14 protein-coding genes and 1 tRNA gene are annotated in these 15,712 nt (G+C 65.5%); 2 read left to right on the top strand and 13 right to left on the bottom strand.

All coding sequences use genetic code 11. From position 1 onward, the window contains the following. The first annotated feature begins 50 nt into the window (after nt 1–50). Nucleotides 51–2,381, top strand: coding sequence for a TonB-dependent receptor (locus tag GOC52_RS07870; protein ID WP_134958760.1), 2,331 nt, complete (start codon nt 51–53; stop codon nt 2,379–2,381). A 114-nt stretch (nt 2,382–2,495) separates the two neighbouring features. After that, a complete protein-coding gene (locus tag GOC52_RS07865) occupies nt 2,496–2,951 on the top strand; it encodes a DUF4189 domain-containing protein (RefSeq protein WP_032953406.1) in 456 nt (151 codons plus the stop codon). A gap of 95 nt (nt 2,952–3,046) precedes the next feature. Here the strand turns inward: GOC52_RS07865 and GOC52_RS07860 are convergent. From GOC52_RS07860 to GOC52_RS07800, 13 genes are all read right to left on the bottom strand, one after another. After that, nucleotides 3,047–3,139: transfer RNA gene (locus tag GOC52_RS07860), tRNA-Ser, on the bottom strand. Between the two features lie 78 nt (nt 3,140–3,217). Next, a complete protein-coding gene (csrA, locus tag GOC52_RS07855; protein ID WP_004152909.1) occupies nt 3,218–3,421 on the bottom strand; it encodes a carbon storage regulator CsrA in 204 nt (67 codons plus the stop codon). A gap of 147 nt (nt 3,422–3,568) precedes the next feature. Then, nucleotides 3,569–6,217: an alanine--tRNA ligase gene (gene alaS / locus GOC52_RS07850; protein ID WP_010484254.1), complete on the bottom strand. Its 2,649-nt coding sequence runs from the start codon at nt 6,215–6,217 to the stop codon at nt 3,569–3,571. Between the two features lie 110 nt (nt 6,218–6,327). After that, entirely contained in the window at nt 6,328–6,819 is a 492-nt protein-coding gene (gene recX / locus GOC52_RS07845) for a recombination regulator RecX (protein ID WP_043402468.1), read from the bottom strand. A 110-nt stretch (nt 6,820–6,929) separates the two neighbouring features. Then, nucleotides 6,930–7,967, bottom strand: a complete 1,038-nt coding sequence (gene recA, locus GOC52_RS07840; RefSeq protein WP_010484252.1) for a recombinase RecA — start codon at nt 7,965–7,967, stop codon at nt 6,930–6,932. Nucleotides 7,968–8,171: 204 nt separating this feature from the next. Beyond that, a complete protein-coding gene (gene lexA, locus GOC52_RS07835; protein WP_010484251.1) occupies nt 8,172–8,807 on the bottom strand; it encodes a transcriptional repressor LexA in 636 nt (211 codons plus the stop codon). A 165-nt stretch (nt 8,808–8,972) separates the two neighbouring features. Further along, nucleotides 8,973–10,655 (bottom strand): 2-polyprenylphenol 6-hydroxylase, encoded by a 1,683-nt coding sequence (gene ubiB / locus GOC52_RS07830; protein WP_029550825.1) that lies wholly within the window; start codon nt 10,653–10,655, stop codon nt 8,973–8,975. A 34-nt stretch (nt 10,656–10,689) separates the two neighbouring features. After that, nucleotides 10,690–11,184 carry a CinA family protein gene (locus tag GOC52_RS07825; RefSeq protein ID WP_010484249.1) on the bottom strand — a complete coding sequence of 165 codons (495 nt, stop codon included), beginning with the start codon at nt 11,182–11,184 and terminating at the stop codon, nt 10,690–10,692. 122 nt (nt 11,185–11,306) lie between these two features. Beyond that, nucleotides 11,307–12,617 carry a ribosome rescue GTPase HflX gene (gene hflX / locus GOC52_RS07820; RefSeq protein ID WP_010484248.1) on the bottom strand — a complete coding sequence of 437 codons (1,311 nt, stop codon included), beginning with the start codon at nt 12,615–12,617 and terminating at the stop codon, nt 11,307–11,309. A 14-nt stretch (nt 12,618–12,631) separates the two neighbouring features. Next, entirely contained in the window at nt 12,632–12,907 is a 276-nt protein-coding gene (gene hfq, locus GOC52_RS07815) for an RNA chaperone Hfq (protein ID WP_004152891.1), read from the bottom strand. Nucleotides 12,908–13,003: 96 nt separating this feature from the next. Next, a complete protein-coding gene (miaA, locus tag GOC52_RS07810) occupies nt 13,004–13,957 on the bottom strand; it encodes a tRNA (adenosine(37)-N6)-dimethylallyltransferase MiaA (protein ID WP_043403365.1) in 954 nt (317 codons plus the stop codon). Next, the gene (gene folP / locus GOC52_RS07805; protein ID WP_191851090.1) at nt 13,957–14,853 is read right to left on the bottom strand and encodes a dihydropteroate synthase; all 897 of its coding nucleotides are present in this window, start codon (nt 14,851–14,853) and stop codon (nt 13,957–13,959) included. The genes miaA and folP overlap by 1 nt, the downstream gene beginning before the upstream one ends. A 578-nt stretch (nt 14,854–15,431) precedes the next feature. Next, nucleotides 15,432–15,617: a hypothetical protein gene (locus tag GOC52_RS07800; protein WP_143994871.1), complete on the bottom strand. Its 186-nt coding sequence runs from the start codon at nt 15,615–15,617 to the stop codon at nt 15,432–15,434. Nucleotides 15,618–15,712: the final 95 nt, after the last annotated feature.

The raw sequence follows: 15,712 nt of genomic DNA, 5'->3' as shown, positions 1-15,712 counted from the left end.
ATACAAATAGTTACATTATAACATTTCACCTTGTTTTCACGGATCATGCCATGCGTCGCCACCTGCTTGCTGCTGCCATTCTGTTCGCCGTCCACACCGCCCAGGCCGCGGACGAACCCACCCTCCCCACCCTCCAGGTCCAGGCCTCCCAGCCCTCGCGCATCGACACCCGGGTCACTGTCGACAACCCACAGGCGCAGAACCGCACCCTCGGCGGCCTGCTCGAACACGTCTCCGGCGTGCAGAGCAGCGCCTTCGGGCCAAACGCGGGCGCTCCGGTCATCCGCAGCCTCAGCGGCAACCGCGTGCAGATCCTGCAGGACGGCCAGTCCATCCTCGGCATGAACGCGATCAGCGGCGACATCAACATTCCGTTCGATCCGCTGTTCGTACGCAGTGTGACCGTCAACAAGTCCTCCGACACCGTGCGCTACGGCGGCAATGCGATCGGAGGCAGCGTGGAGATCGATCCGGGCCTGATCTCGCGCAGCATGGAAGACAAGGACCAGTCGATGGAACTGGTCCTGCGCAAGGGCTTCAATGCCGCCGACGCGCAGGGCTTCCGCATGAACTTCAACAACCAGCGCAACCTCTCGACCAACCTGCAGGTCTCTCGGCAGCGCATCTCGCACTACGACATCCCCGGCAACAGCAAGGCCAGTGTCTGCAACACCCGACTGTTTCCGCCGACCGGCGGCGTCAACTCGGCGCTGGCCGACAGCTGCCAGAAGGAGGCGCGCGTCCAGCAGATCTACAACAAGGCCTCGCAACCTTACATCGACCAGTTCATGACCGAGAACCCGGACTGGGCCGATGGTGATTTCTCGTTCTACACCAACAACCCGACTTCGGTCTGGCAGCGCCGTACCTATATCAATCCGGTCAATCCGGCCTATGTCGCCGGCACGCCGTCATACGTACAGAAGCAGATCAACAATGATGTGACGCCCGATTACCATCACCGGTTGGGCAACAGTTACGCGCGCAATTCGCAGGTGGCGTTCGGGTCGACCCTGTTCTTCGACCGTGGTTACGTGGGTGTCAGCATTGATGCCAAGGACAGCGAATACGGCGTGCCCGGGTTCTCGATGCAGAACCTGTCGTTCGGTTCCAACTACGCCAACGCATTGCCGGTGGGCGTGGTGATCAAGCAGGAACGCTACGCACTGGAAGCCCTGTTGCGCGACCCGCTGCCGTGGTTCGAGCGCGCCGAACTGCGTGTTTCCAAGCTGGACAACACCTCGGGCGAACGGCTGGGTGCCACCCGGGCCAACGACTACGATTTCGAGAGCACCCAGGCCGAACTGCTGCTGAGCCATCAGCGCGTCGGTCCACTCAGCGGCCTGCTCGGTTACAGCCACCAGTCGCGCGATGTCACCGGCAGCGGCTCGCTGCGCTACCTGCCTGACGTCGACACCCGCAGCAACGCGGTGTTCCTGAAGGAGACGCTGGACTTCGGCTGGGCCAGTTTCGACGCTGGCGTGCGCCACGAGCGCATTGACCATGACCTGCAACCAAGCCGCTTCAAGACCGCGCGCAATGCCGCCAACACGAAACTGCAGGATCGTTCCTACCGGCTCAACAGCTACGGCCTGGGTTCGTACGTCGAGCTCGGTCCGTTGTTCGCCGCCAAGGTGCGCTACTCGTCCTCGCAGCGCGCACCGGAGATCAATGAGTTGTATGCGAGCAACGCGCACTACTCGGTGATGACCCAGGAAGAAGGCAACCAGAACCTCGAGCCAGAGCGCGCGAAAAACCTGGAGCTGACCGGCCTGTTCCATATCGGAGGGTTCGAACTGTCGGCCACCGCGTATCGGATGAAGTACGAGAACTATCTGTACCTGGGTTACTCGGGCGTGCAGACCGCCAACCGCCTGCCGCTGAAATACTGGAAGCAGACCGACACCACGGTGAAGGGCTTCGAGATCGACGCATCGCAGGCCCTGGACCTTGGCCGCTATGGCACGTTGAACATCTCCGCCTTCGCCGACCTGGTGAAGAACAAGGCCGATCACCCCGATTCGCTGCGTGCCCACAACGACGGCGAGTACCTGCCGAACATGCCGACCAACCGCTACGGCGCCAATCTGCAGTGGCAACGCGAGGGTTGGAAGGCGCAGCTGTCCAGCACCTACTACGACACGCAGAAGTACCTCGGCCGCAACGTCAGCGAGGAAGTGCCACTGGATGCCTTCAACCTGGTCGACCTGCAGGTCAGCCGTGAGCTGCCGGTACGCAACAGCTACATCGCCGGCATGGAGGTGTTCGTCAACGGCAGCAATCTGCTCAATGAAGAAGCACGCCCGCACAACTCGCCGTTGAAGTACATCGCGCCGTTGCCGGGGCGTGGTTTCCAGGTGGGGGTGACGGTGAGGCTCTGACGGTCAACCGATGGCGCCGCCCGCGGTTCGATGAACTGCGGGCTCGGCGTAGTGGCGGCAACGTTGCGCTTCAAACCCGGTCTGATCCACCATCAGCAGAAAATGGAGATGGGAATGAACTGGATGCGCCCCCTGTCACTTGGCCTGTTGCTGTGCCTGTCATCCGGCGCCAACGCGGCCTCCGCCATCGTCTACGACGACGATGGCCGCTACGGCTACGCCATGAACCACAGCACGCTGTCGGCTGCGATGCAGCGCGCACTGCAGCACTGCGCCGTTCGGTCCCGCAACTGTGCGCAGACTGCCACGACCACCGCGGTGGGATATTCGGCGATCGCTACCGGCACCGTCGCCATGGGCTTTGCACTTGGGGAAAAGACGGCGGACGCCGCACAACGCAAAGCGGAAAGAATGTGCAGGCAACGTGCCAATGACTGCACACTGGCAATTCTCTGGCGCGAAACGCCAAGCGGCATTGCGCCGCCCGCTCATCCGGGTCATGCGGTGCCGGAGCCCAGGCTCTATTCCTCGCCCGAAGTCGGGCAGGACGCGGCTGGCACCACCCACTAGGCCTGCACAACGTCGGTGCGGCGCAGCCGTGTATTACCGCGTTGAACAAAGAAAAACGCCTGCAGATCGAGGATCTGCAGGCGCTTCTTTGTATCTGGCGGAGTGAGAGGGATTCGAACCCTCGATAGAGCTTTTGACCCTATACTCCCTTAGCAGGGGAGCCCCTTCGGCCACTCGGGCATCACTCCGGGGTTTTCTCCGCGTCTGGTGCGTTGCACCTCAGCGGGGCGTGAATCATAACGTTAATCGAGTGCGAAGGTAAAGCGTTATTCGGCAGAATTTTCGCTACCGGTGCCACCGGCTTCATCACCACGCTGGATGCGCTGATAGATCTCTTCGCGATGCACAGCGACGTCCTTCGGCGCGGTGATGCCGATACGCACCTGGTTACCCTTGACGCCAAGCACGGTGACGCTCACCGAGTCACCGATCATCAGGGTTTCGCCGACGCGGCGAGTCAGGATCAACATTTTTGTAAGTCTCCATGGAACCGTGTGGAAGGGTATCCCCCACCGGCTTGACGCTCCGTCAAGAAGCGCTACCACGACAAAGGGAAAAGATTCGCAATGGTACCGTCAGCCGTCCCGCTCCTACAAGGAGGGGGACGGCCAGGTTCATCACAGGCGGGGGCTGACCCATTCGACGACTGCAGCCAGCGCAGTGGCAAGGGCGGGCCCGTCCTCGCCACCACCCTGGGCGAGGTCCGGGCGTCCGCCGCCCTTGCCCCCGATCTGACTGGCGATATGGGACAACAGTTCCCCGGCCTTGACCTTGCCCATTGCACTGCCGTTCACACCCGCAACCAGGGCAGCCTTGCCGTCCTGGGCACCGGCCAGCACGATCACCGCATCGCCCAGCTGCTGCTTCAGGCGGTCCATGGCGTCACGCAGGGCCTTGGCATCGAAGCCCTCCAGGCGGGCAGCCAGCACCTTCACGCCGGCAACCTCGACAGCCTGGCCGGACAGGTCGGCCGTGGCACCGGCGGCGACCTTGGCCTTCACGGCCTCCAGCTCGCGCTCCAGCAGCTTCTGGCGCTGGCCAAGGGCACGGATCTTCTCGACCACGTCGGCAGCGCTGCCACCGAGCAGGTCGGCGGCCTCGGCCAGGCGGGCCTCTTCGGCGTCCACGTAGTCCAGGGCGCCCTGGCCGGTGACCGCTTCGATACGGCGCACGCCAGCCGAGACACCGCCCTCGGAGGTGATCTTGAACAGGCCGATGTCGCCGGTGCGGTTGACGTGGGTACCGCCGCACAGCTCGGTGGAGTAGTCACCCATCTTCAGCACGCGCACGTGCTCACCGTACTTTTCGCCGAACAGGGCCATGGCGCCGAAGTCCAGCGCTTCCTGCATGCCCATGTTGTGCACTTCGGCAGCGTTGTTCGCGCGCACCTGCTGGTTGACCTTGCGCTCGATCACAGCCAGCTCTTCCGCGCTGATCGGCTGGAAGTGCGAGAAGTCGAAACGCAGGCGGTCCGGAGCGACCAGCGAGCCCTTCTGCTGCACGTGGGTGCCCAGCACTTCGCGCAGGGCGGCATGCAGCAGATGGGTGGCCGAGTGGTTGAGGATGGTGGCGCCGCGGCGCTCGCCATCGACCTGGCCGGACAGCACGTCGCCGACCTTCAGGCCGCCGTCGGACAGGGTGCCGACGTGGCCATGGAACTGGCCGGCGAACTTCTGGGTATCGTCCACCGCCAGGCGCACTCCGTTGCCGGTCAGCACGCCGGTGTCGCCGACCTGGCCACCGGATTCGGCGTAGAACGGGGTCTGGTCGGTGATCACGATGACTGCGTCACCGGCATCGGCCGACTGCACCGGACGACCGTCCTTCAGCACGGCCAGCACGGTCAGGCCGTCGGCCTGCAGGCGGTCGTAGCCGAGGAACCGGGTCGGGCTCAGGGTCGCCACCAGCTCGGCCGGCAGGGTCACGCCGCCACCGAACTTGCCGGCCGCACGTGCGGTTTCGCGCTGCTGTTCCATCGCAGCATCGAAGCCGGCGATGTCGACGGTCAGGTCGCGCTCGCGGGCGATGTCCTGGGTCAGGTCGAGCGGGAAGCCATAGGTGTCGTACAGGCGGAAGGCGTCAACGCCCGGGATCACGCCATTGCTGGCCTTGCCCGCGACGTCTTCGAAGATCTTCATGCCGGCGTCGAGGGTTTCAGCGAAACGCTCCTCCTCGGCCTGCAACGCACGGGTGACGGTGTCAACCGCTGCCGGCAGTTCCGGATAGGCCTCGCCCATCTGCTCGACCAGGGTCGGCACCAGCTTGCTGAAGAACGGCTGGCGCACACCCAGCATCCAGCCATGGCGCAGGGCGCGGCGGATGATACGGCGCAGCACATAGCCACGGCCTTCGTTGGAAGGCAGCACGCCATCGACGATCAGGAACGAACAGGCACGGATGTGATCGGCGATCACACGCAGCGACTTGTTTTCCAGGTCGGCGGTGCCGGTCAGCTCGGAGGCCTTACGGATCAGGGCCTGGAACAGGTCGATCTCGTAATTGGTGTGCACGTGCTGCAGGATCGCCGCCAGGCGCTCCAGGCCCATGCCGGTATCCACGCACGGCGCCGGCAGCGGCACCAGGGTACCGTCGGGCTGGCGGTCGAACTGCATGAACACCAGGTTCCAGATCTCGATGAAACGGTCGCCGTCCTCATCCGGGGATCCCGGGGGACCACCGGCGATATGGTCGCCGTGGTCGTAGAAGATCTCGGTGCACGGGCCGCACGGGCCGGTGTCGGCCATCTGCCAGAAGTTGTCCGAAGCGAACGGCGCGCCCTTGTTGTCACCGATGCGCACGATGCGCGCTTCCGGAATGCCGACCATGTCGCGCCACAGTTCGTAGGCTTCGTCATCGGTCTGGTAGACGGTGACCAGCAGGCGCTCGGCCGGCAGCTTCCAGACCTGGGTCAGCAGTTCCCAGGCCCAGGCAATCGCGTCCTTCTTGAAGTAGTCGCCGAAGGACCAGTTACCCAGCATTTCGAAGAAGGTGTGGTGGCGTGCGGTGTAGCCGACCTGGTCGAGGTCGTTGTGCTTGCCGCCGGCGCGCAGGCAGCGCTGGACGTCGGCCGCGCGCACATAGCTGCGCTTCTCCGCACCAAGGAACACGTCCTTGAACTGCACCATGCCGGAGTTGGTGAACAGCAGGGTCGGATCATTGCCCGGCACCAGCGGCGCCGACGGCACGATGGTGTGGCCTTTGCCCTTGAAGAATTCAAGGAAGTCGCTGCGGATCTGGGAAGTCGTGAATTTGGCGGATGCGTTCATTGGGGGGCTGGCAGTCTGCGGGCCGGCGGGCCCGGACCACCGGCCGCATTGGCCAGGGTCGCGAGGGACCGCCGAAAACCTAAAGGGTATCAGGCCCGGCGCCGCCAGTCTCAGTCATCCGGGTCGTAGCGGGTCGCGCGGCGGATGCTGTCGCCGTCGAAGCCGCGTCGGGCCAGCAGATCGGCGGCCTTGCGCCGCTGCGTCAGGTCCTGCGGGCCGGCCTGGCCAAAGCGTCGGCGGACCAGGTCACGGGCGTTTTCCTGCCAGTCGCCTTCGTAGCTGTCCATCGCCGCGGCAATCGCGGCACTGTCCAGGCCGTGGGTCCCCAGCTCGGCGCGGACATGGATCGGCCCATAGCCGGTGTTGGCACGCATCCGCACCAGATTCTCGGCAAAACGGGTGTCGTCCTGCCAGCCGGCCTCGGTGAGCTTGGCGACAGCCGCCTGCGCCGCATCGTCTTCGATGCCGCGTGCGGTCAGCTTGCGGGTGAGTTCCTTGCGCGAGTGCTCGCGGCGAACCAGCAGGCCCAGCGCCCGTTGCACGGGGGTCTGCTCACGCGGCCGGCGTTTGCGACCGTTGGGAATGTCGTCGGCGTCGGACATGCGTACTCCAAGGGTGGCGCCATCCGTGGCGCCCAGCCCATCCCTGGGCGATTCGAACCTGCGGGACAGGGCGACGTCACTGACGGCGCCGCCCTGCCCCACAGCAAGCTTTACTCGTCGTCGCCTTCGTCGTCGCCTTCCTCACGGCTGGCTTCGGTCGGCTGGAACTTCTCGCGCAGCTCGGCTTCGAGCTTCGCAGCAACTGTCGGGTTGTCGCGCAGGTAACCGCGGGCGTTGTCCTTGCCTTGGCCGATGCGTTCTTCGCCGTAGCTGTACCAGGCACCGGCCTTCTCGACCAGCTTGGCATCCACACCCATGTCGATCAGCTCGCCCTCGCGGCTGATGCCCTCGCCGTACAGGATCTCGGTGATGACCTGCTTGAACGGAGGCGCCAGCTTGTTCTTGACGACCTTGATCTTGGTCTGGTTGCCGATGATCTCGTCGCCCTTCTTGATCGCGCCGATACGGCGGATGTCCAGGCGCACCGAGGCATAGAACTTCAGCGCGTTGCCGCCGGTGGTGGTTTCCGGGCTCTGGCCCGGCATCATCACACCGATCTTCATGCGCAGCTGGTTGATGAAGACCACCAGAGTGTTGGAGCGCTTGATGTTGCCGGTCAGCTTGCGCAACGCCTGGCTCATCAGGCGGGCCTGCAGGCCCGGCAGCTGATCGCCCATCTCGCCTTCGATTTCGGCCTTCGGGGTCAGTGCGGCGACCGAGTCGATCACCAGGATATCGACCGAACCCGAGCGGACCAGCATGTCGGCGATTTCCAGCGCCTGCTCACCGGTATCCGGCTGCGACAGCAGCAGGTCGTCCACGTTCACGCCCAGCTTGGCGGCGTAGATCGGGTCCAGCGCGTGCTCGGCGTCGATGAAGGCCGCGGTGCCGCCCATCTTCTGGCATTCGGCGATGGCCTGCAGGGTCAGCGTGGTCTTGCCCGAGGATTCCGGCCCGTAGATCTCGACGACACGGCCCTTCGGCAGACCGCCGATGCCCAGTGCGATGTCGAGCATCAGCGAACCGGTCGGGATGGCTTCGACGGGCTCGACCACGCGGTCGCCCATGCGCATCACCGAGCCTTTGCCGAACTGCTTTTCGATCTGGCCCAGAGCTGCAGCGAGGGCGCGCTTCTTGTTCTCGTCCATCGGTTGGGTCCTTGCAGAGGTCGTGTCGTTGGAGGTGCTGTCTTTGGGGGTCTTCTTTGCCATGGGCTCACTTTAAGTCGGACGTATCGCACAGGCTGAGATTCTGCCCGGCGCTCTGAAAAGAATTATCGGACATCCGTTCCAACCTCAGTGGAACCAGAGAATCGCCACAAAAGACCGCGGGGTAATGCGCTATGGAACGGGTCAACGGTTGGGTCGCAACAGGCCGCAATAGAGGCCTTCGATCGAGAAGTCCTGGTCCGGCTGCACCTCGATCGGCTTGTAGTCGGGGTTGCGCGGCAGCAGGCGGATACGATCCTTGGCGATCTTCAGCAGCTTGACGGTGATCTCGTCATCGATGCGGGCCACCACGATCTGCCCGGAATGGGCGTCGCGGGTGCGGTGCACGCCGATCAGGTCACCGTCGAAGATGCCCTCGTCGATCATCGAATCGCCCTGCACCTTCAGCAGGTAGTCCGGCGCTGGCGAGAAGAACACCCGGTCCAGCACCACGAAATCGTCCGAGCCGATATCGGCGCCGATCGGCAGGCCCGCCGCAACCCGGCCGAGCACCGGCAGGCGCAGCACGCTGTCGGGCAGGCCTGGCTCGGCCAGTTTCTCGACCGGCGGCGCCTGCACCAGCCGGATGCCGCGGGCCTGGCCCGGGATGCGACGGATCGCACCGGCCTGCTCCAGGGCCTCCAGGTGGTACTGGGCCGCGCGCACGCCCTTGAAGCCGAACGCACGTGCGATTTCAGTCTGCGACGGCGGTGCGCCTTCGCTCTCGATACGCTCGGCGATCAACTGCAGGATCGCCTGCTGGGTGTCGGTCAGGTCCATGATTAGTAGTATTACTACTAACTCACAGGACTGCAAGTGCCGGAGACGACACGGCGACATCTGTAGTACCGAGCCGTGCTCGGCAATGTGGTGAATGTCTGGGCTGACCTGGGCAAGAGCAGCCGAGCATGGCTCGGCTCTACAGGAATCGCTGCGGCAAGCACACTAGTTGTGCTTGCCGCTTCTCCAGATAGAGAACAGGATCCACACACCGCAGAAGCCGGCGCCGATGAAGCCGCAGACCCCCAACGCCAGCAGCCAGCGGCTGGAGACGCCACCGACGCTGTGCATCACGATCGACGAGCCGATGATCAGCGCAGCAGTGACGATGCCCATTACCAGCCGGTTCGCGGCCCGGTTCACCTGTTCGCCAAAGCCCTGCAGTGCGGTGGTTTCCACCTTCAGCTGCAGGCGCCCACGGCGCGCTGCCTGTACCAGCTTGCGCAGGTCGCGCGGTAGTTCGCCGGCGAAGTCGACCAGGCCCAGCAGGCTGCGTCGGCCACGCTTGAGCAGCGCCGTGGGGGCATAGCGCTGCAGCACCACCCGCTCCAGGAACGGGCGCGCGGCGCTGGCCATGTCGAAATCCGGGTCCAGCTGCCGCCCCATCCCTTCCAGGGTCAGGAACGCCTTGATCATCAACGCCAGGTCAGCCGGCAGGGTCAGGCTGTAGCTGCGCAGCAGCTGGGTGATGTCGCCCAGCATCAGGCCGATGCGCAGGTCCTTCAGCGGCACGCCACGGTACTGGTCGACGAACTGGCTGATGTCGTGCTGCAGCCGGTTCTCGTCCACCTCGACACCGCCGGCCCAGTCCAGCAGCACGTCGGCCACGCCCTGCGGGTCCTGCTCGACCAGCCCGTGCAGCAGCTGAGCCACCTGGAAACGCCGCACTTCCGACAAGGCGCCGACCATGCCGAAATCGATCACGCCGATGCGGCCGTCACGCAGGTAGATGATGTTGCCCGGGTGCGGGTCGGCATGGAAGCTGCCGTCCTCCAGCACCATCTTCAACACGATGTCGGCACCGCGTCGCGCCAGTTCGCGGCGGTCCAGCCCAGCCGCATCGACACCGGCCAGGTCACGCCCTGGAATGCCGTCGACGAAGTCCTGCACGTTGAGGCTTTCGCAGGTCCACTGCCAGTGCACGCGGGGAATCAGGATGTCATCACGACCATTGAAGTTGCGCGCGATGCGCTCGGCATTGCGGCATTCGGCGGCGAAATCCAACTCGCGGCGCAGCGACACGGTGAACTGCTGCACGACTTCGGCCGGGCGGTAACGTCGCAGATCCGGCAGTCGGGCCTCGACGATCTCGGCCAGGCGGGCCAGCAACCGCAGGTCGGCCTCGACCACATCGCGGATGCCGGGGCGCCGCACCTTCAGCACCACCTCGCGACCGTCATGCAGGCGCGCACGATGGGCCTGCGCCAGCGAGGCGGCCGCCATCGGGGTTTCGTCGAGGAACGCGAACACGTCCTGCGGAGACGCACCAAGATCGGCTTCGAGCTGCTCGCGGATGTCCGCATACGGCAGCGCAGGTACCGCGTTCTGCAGTTCGGACAGCTCGGCGATCCATTCCGGTGGCAGCAGGTCGACGCGCGTCGCCAGCACCTGGCCGAGCTTGACGAAGGTCGGGCCGAGATCCTGCATCGCGCTGCGCACGCGCACCGGTGCGGTCATCCGCAGCAGCTCCTGGCGGTCCTCGTTCCAGTGCAGCAGGCGCCCTGCCCGCTCCAGCGTGGTGGCCAGGCCGATGCGCCGCACCACGTCGCCGAAGCCATAGCGGATCAGGACAACGGCGATTTCCTGCAGTCGGCCCAGGTCACGGACCGTGCCCAGCGTTTCCCACATCATGCGTGCTCCGGACGATTACCGGAGCAGCATGTCACAGCTGGGCGTCGATACCGCGCAATGCCGCCGCCACGGTTTGCCGGCGGATGGCTTCGCGGTCGCCATCGAACTGGAACAGCTCGGCGCGGGCATAGCCGCCACGGCGCTTCCAGCCGATCCAGACACTGCCCACCGGCTTGTCCGGGCTGCCGCCGCCGGGGCCGGCGATACCGGTCACCGCCACCGCGATGCCGGCACCAGAATTGACCAGCGCGCCGGAGACCATTTCCAGCACGGTTTCGCGGCTGACCGCACCGAACTGCTCCAGGGTCTGCGCACGTACGCCCAGCAGGCGCTGCTTGGCCTCGTAGCTGTAGACCACCATGCCGCAGTCGAAGAACGCCGAGGAACCGGCGATGTCGGTCATGCACTTGGCGATCCAGCCACCACTGCAGCTTTCAGCGGTCACCAGCTGCAGCGAGGCCTGCTGCAGGCGCTGCCCGAGCGCGGCGGACTGGGCGTTGAGTTCAGCGTCGGTGGGGATGGACATCGGCATGACGGTGGGATGAAGAGCCTGCACGTTGTACCGCAGATGACAGGCGGATGTCGCGGCCCTCCGGCGCGGCTGCACTGCCGGCCAGCGGCCGGCACTATCCGGTATCGGCCGCTAGCTCACCACTCCGGCAGCTTCTCCGGCAGCAGCGCGCGGATCGGCGCGCCGTCGACACTGGCGGCCAGCTTTTCGGCTTCGGCGATCGGCAGGTCGACCTGCAGCAGCCAGCCGTCTTCATCGGCCTGCTCGCTGCGGATCACTTCCAGCTGGTGCAGGCGTGCACGCAGGCGACCGGCATCCGGAGGCAGTCGCAGTTCGCCGGTGACATGCTGCAGGCCCAGACGTTTGCCCAGCACTGCCTGCAACAGCTCCAGGCCCTGCCCGTCACGCGCGGAAATCCACACCCGCTCGCGACGCGACTCATCCGGGATACCGTCCTGGCCATCGTGGCGGACGTCGGCACCGTCGATGCGGTCGATCTTGTTGAACACCAGCAGCTGCGGCAAGTCGCCGGCACCGACCGCGGTCAGCACCTCGTCCACCTGGGCGATGCGCTCCTCGCGATGCGGATCGGCAGCGTCGACCACGTGCAGCAGGAAATCGGCCTCGCGCGCCTCGGACAGGGTCGAGCGGAACGCGGCGACCAGGTCATGCGGCAGATCACGGACGAAGCCGACGGTATCGGCCAGCACCACGTTGCCGCCGGGGACCGCGATGCGTCGCACGGTCGGGTCCAGCGTTGCGAACAGCTGGTCGGCGGCATACGCCTCGGCGCCGGTCATGGCGTTGAACAGGGTCGACTTGCCGGCGTTGGTGTAGCCCACCAGGGCCACGCGCGGCAACTCGCTGCGCACGCGCGCGCGCCGCATCTGGGTACGCTGCACCTCAACCTTTTCCAGGCGCTTCTGCAGCTGCTCGACCCGCTTCTGCAGCAGGCGGCGGTCGGTTTCAAGCTGGGTTTCACCCGGGCCGCGCAGGCCGATCGAACCACCGCGCTGGCGCTCCAGGTGGGTCCAGCCGCGCACCAGCCGCGTGGCCAGGTGGCGCAGCTGCGCCAGCTCGACCTGCAGCTTGCCCTCGTGGCTGTGCGCACGCTGGGCGAAGATGTCCAGGATCAGGCCGGTACGGTCGATCACCCGGCGCTCAAGGAAGCGTTCCAGGTTGCGCTCCTGGCCCGGGCTCAATGCATGGTTGACCAGGATCAGGTCGGCACCGCTGGCATCGGCCGCGGCCTTGATCTCGTCCAGCTTGCCGCTGCCAATCAGGGTCGACGGATTCGGACGGTCCAGGCGTGCGGTGATCGTCGCGGCGATGCTGGCCCCAGCCGAGCGCGCCAGATCACCGAATTCTTCCAGCACATCGTCTTCCAGCTTGCCGAAATGGGGCTGGATCAACAGGGCGTGTTCGCCCTTCTTCGAGCGGTCAAACATTCACCGCTCCGGTATTACTCGTCTGCTTCATCACCTGCCTGACCACCTTCACCCGACTGCACGTAACCACCGCCCGGACCGACCTTCACGTTGCGTGCCGGAACGACCGTGGAAATGGCGTGCTTGTAGACCATCTGACTGACCGTATTGCGCAGCAGGACCACGAACTGGTCGAACGACTCGATCGTGCCCTGCAGCTTGATGCCGTTGACCAGGTACACCGAAACCGGCACGCGCTCGCGCCGCAGTGCGTTCAAGAAAGGATCCTGCAGCGATTGCCCCTTGGACATTGCACACTCCTGTTTATTGTTCTTATTGGGTTGCCGACGGTTGCCACGGCCCCCGAGCCGCCCGCCGACCGATGATGTTACACGGCTGGCGGGGGTTCAGCGTGCGACGAAGGTCGACACCGCGCCGGCAAGGCGCTCGTGGTCGATATGGGGGTCGAACCAGCGCGCATCAAGTTCGCCGCGCAGCCAGGTCAGCTGGCGCTTGGCCAGCTGCCGGGTAGCGAAGATCGCCTTGTCCCGGAAGCGGGCGGCATCGCCCTCCCCGTCCAAGTACTCCCAGGCCTGGCGATAGCCGACCGCGCGCACTGCCGGCAGGTCCAGCGGCGCCTCCACGGCGGCCATTTCCGGCATCGCGCGCAATGCCCGTACCTCATCGAGAAAGCCCTGTGCCAGCATGGCGTCGAAACGTGCCTCGATACGCTGGTGCAGCATCGCGCGATCACGCGGCGCTAGGATCAGCTTGAGGGTGCGCACCGGCAACGGCGCTACGCCCGGCCGGCGCTGCCATTCAGTAATGGGCGTGCCGGTCAGGCGATAGACCTCCAGCGCCCGCTGGATGCGTTGCGGGTCGGTGGCATGGATGCGCGCGGCCGCTGCCGGATCGACCTCGGCCAGCTCCGCATGCAGTGCCGCCCAACCACGCTCGGCCGCCTCGGCGCTGAGCGCCTCGCGCATCACCGGGTCAGCCTCCGGCATCGGCGACAGGCCCTGCAGCAGGGCCCGGAAGTACAGCCCCGTACCACCTGCCAGGATCGGCGTTTTGCCACGCGCCACGATGTCGGCCACGACCCGGCTGGCATCGGCCGCGAACTCGGCCGCCGAATAGGTCTGCCACGGATCGCGCAGGTCCAGCAGATGATGCGGCGCCTGCGCACGCTCGGCGGCGTCGGGCTTGGCCGAACCAATATCCAGATACCGGTAGACCAGCGCCGAATCGACGCTGACGATCTCGCCGTCCAGTTGCCGCGCCAGGGCGATCGCCGTGGCGGTCTTGCCACTGGCAGTCGGCCCCATCACGGCGATCGCCAGCGGCCGCCGGTCGATGCCCATCAGTCTTCGTCCGGCCAGCGGATCGACGGCGTGGCATCGGCACGCGGCGTCGGCACGGCGTCGACGGCCTGCCAGATCTTCAGCGCATCAACGGTGGCCGCCACGTCATGCACGCGCACGATGCGCGCACCGCGCTGCACCGCGATCAGATGTGCGGCTACCGAAGCCGCCACCCGTTCGGATGGCGTATCGCGGCCGGTCAGTTCGCCCAGGCTGCGTTTGCGCGACAGGCCAGCCAACATCGGCACGCCCAGTTCCAGGAAGCGTTCCGAGCGCGCCAGCAGGGTCATGTTGTGGGCAGTGGTTTTGCCGAAACCGAAACCGAGATCGATCAACAGGTTCTTCTTCGCAATGCCCGCCATCTCGGCAGCGAACAGGCGCTGGACCAGGAAGCCGTGCACCTCGGCGACCACGTCGTCGTAATGTGGATCGGCCTGCATGTGGCCTGGCTCGCCCTGCATGTGCATCAGCACCACCGGCACGCCGGTTGCAGCGGCGGCGTCCAGCGCCCCGTCCTGACGCAGGCCGAAGATGTCGTTGATCATGCCGGCGCCAGCGGCCACCGCCGCGCGCATCACCTCCGGCTTGAAGGTGTCGATGCTGATCGGCACCTGGGTGCGGGCGGCCAGCTGCTCGATCACCGGAATCACCCGGCGCAGCTCATCCTCGATCGACACCGGCGCAGCGCCCGGGCGGGTCGATTCGCCGCCGATGTCGAGCAGGTCGGCGCCCTCCTCGACCAGCTTCAGACCGTGGGCGACGGCCGCCTCGGTGGTGTCGTGCGCGCCGCCATCGGAGAACGAGTCCGGGGTGACGTTGACGATGCCCATGACCCGGGCACGGTCCAGGCGCAGGATGCGGCCGGCGCAATCGAGCTGGGGCGAGGTATCGAACATGGGCAATCCTGCTGGGACAACGAAAGGTAGTTTAGTTCGGCAGGGCGGCGCCCTGCACCCGCAGAGGCCAGAGCGACAGCAACAGCCGGAGCAACAGCGGGTTCACTGAAGAATGGCGGGGTGGGTCCGGTTGCGGGGGCCGCTGCAAGTACGTCCATGTAAGCTCGGTCGCCGCATCCATGCGGCTCACGCCCCCGCAACCGGACCCACCCCGCCTTCGACAGATTTCCGCGATCTGTTGGAACGACTATTGGGGTCAGATCCGTTTTCCTCCGGAAAACGGATCTGACCCCATATTGATTTCGACATCTGACAGAGATTCATCCATGCATGACGTGGATCTACGTGTCGACCAAGGTCGACACCTACCAACAGCTCCCGGAATCTGTCAGAGGTGGGGCGGTGTCGGAGTGCGGGGTGTCAGCCGCATGGATGCGGCTGCCAAGCCTCCATGGACGGATTTACGGCGTCCCCGCACTCCGACACCGCCCCGCCAAACCACGGAATGCACGCTGTTGCTGTTGCTGTTGCTGTTGCTCTGGCTCGTAGCAGGTGCAGGGCGCAGCCCTGCCGCGCCCTCAACGGCGGCGGCGCTTGCGATCCACGTACAGGGTCTTGGCGATGCTCAGCACAATGCCAACGGCGATACCCACCCCACAGCCCAGCAGCAGGTTGTCTGCGCCAAGGCCCACACCCACGCCGACCACGGTGGCGATGACCATTTCGGCGGTGTGGGAAATCGGTTCGGGCTTCGGGGCGGACATGCGGGCTCCAGCGTCAGATCGGTTCTTCAGGATGGGCCGATGGCCCATAAACAACGAAGCCGGGTTACCCCGGCCTCGTCTGGTGTCACGTGCAG

It is taken from the genome of Stenotrophomonas sp. SXG-1, assembly GCF_014083965.1.
Lineage (GTDB): Bacteria > Pseudomonadota > Gammaproteobacteria > Xanthomonadales > Xanthomonadaceae > Stenotrophomonas > Stenotrophomonas geniculata.
Note: the sequence above shows the minus strand (reverse complement) of the source record. Positions and strands in the feature narration are given on the sequence as shown.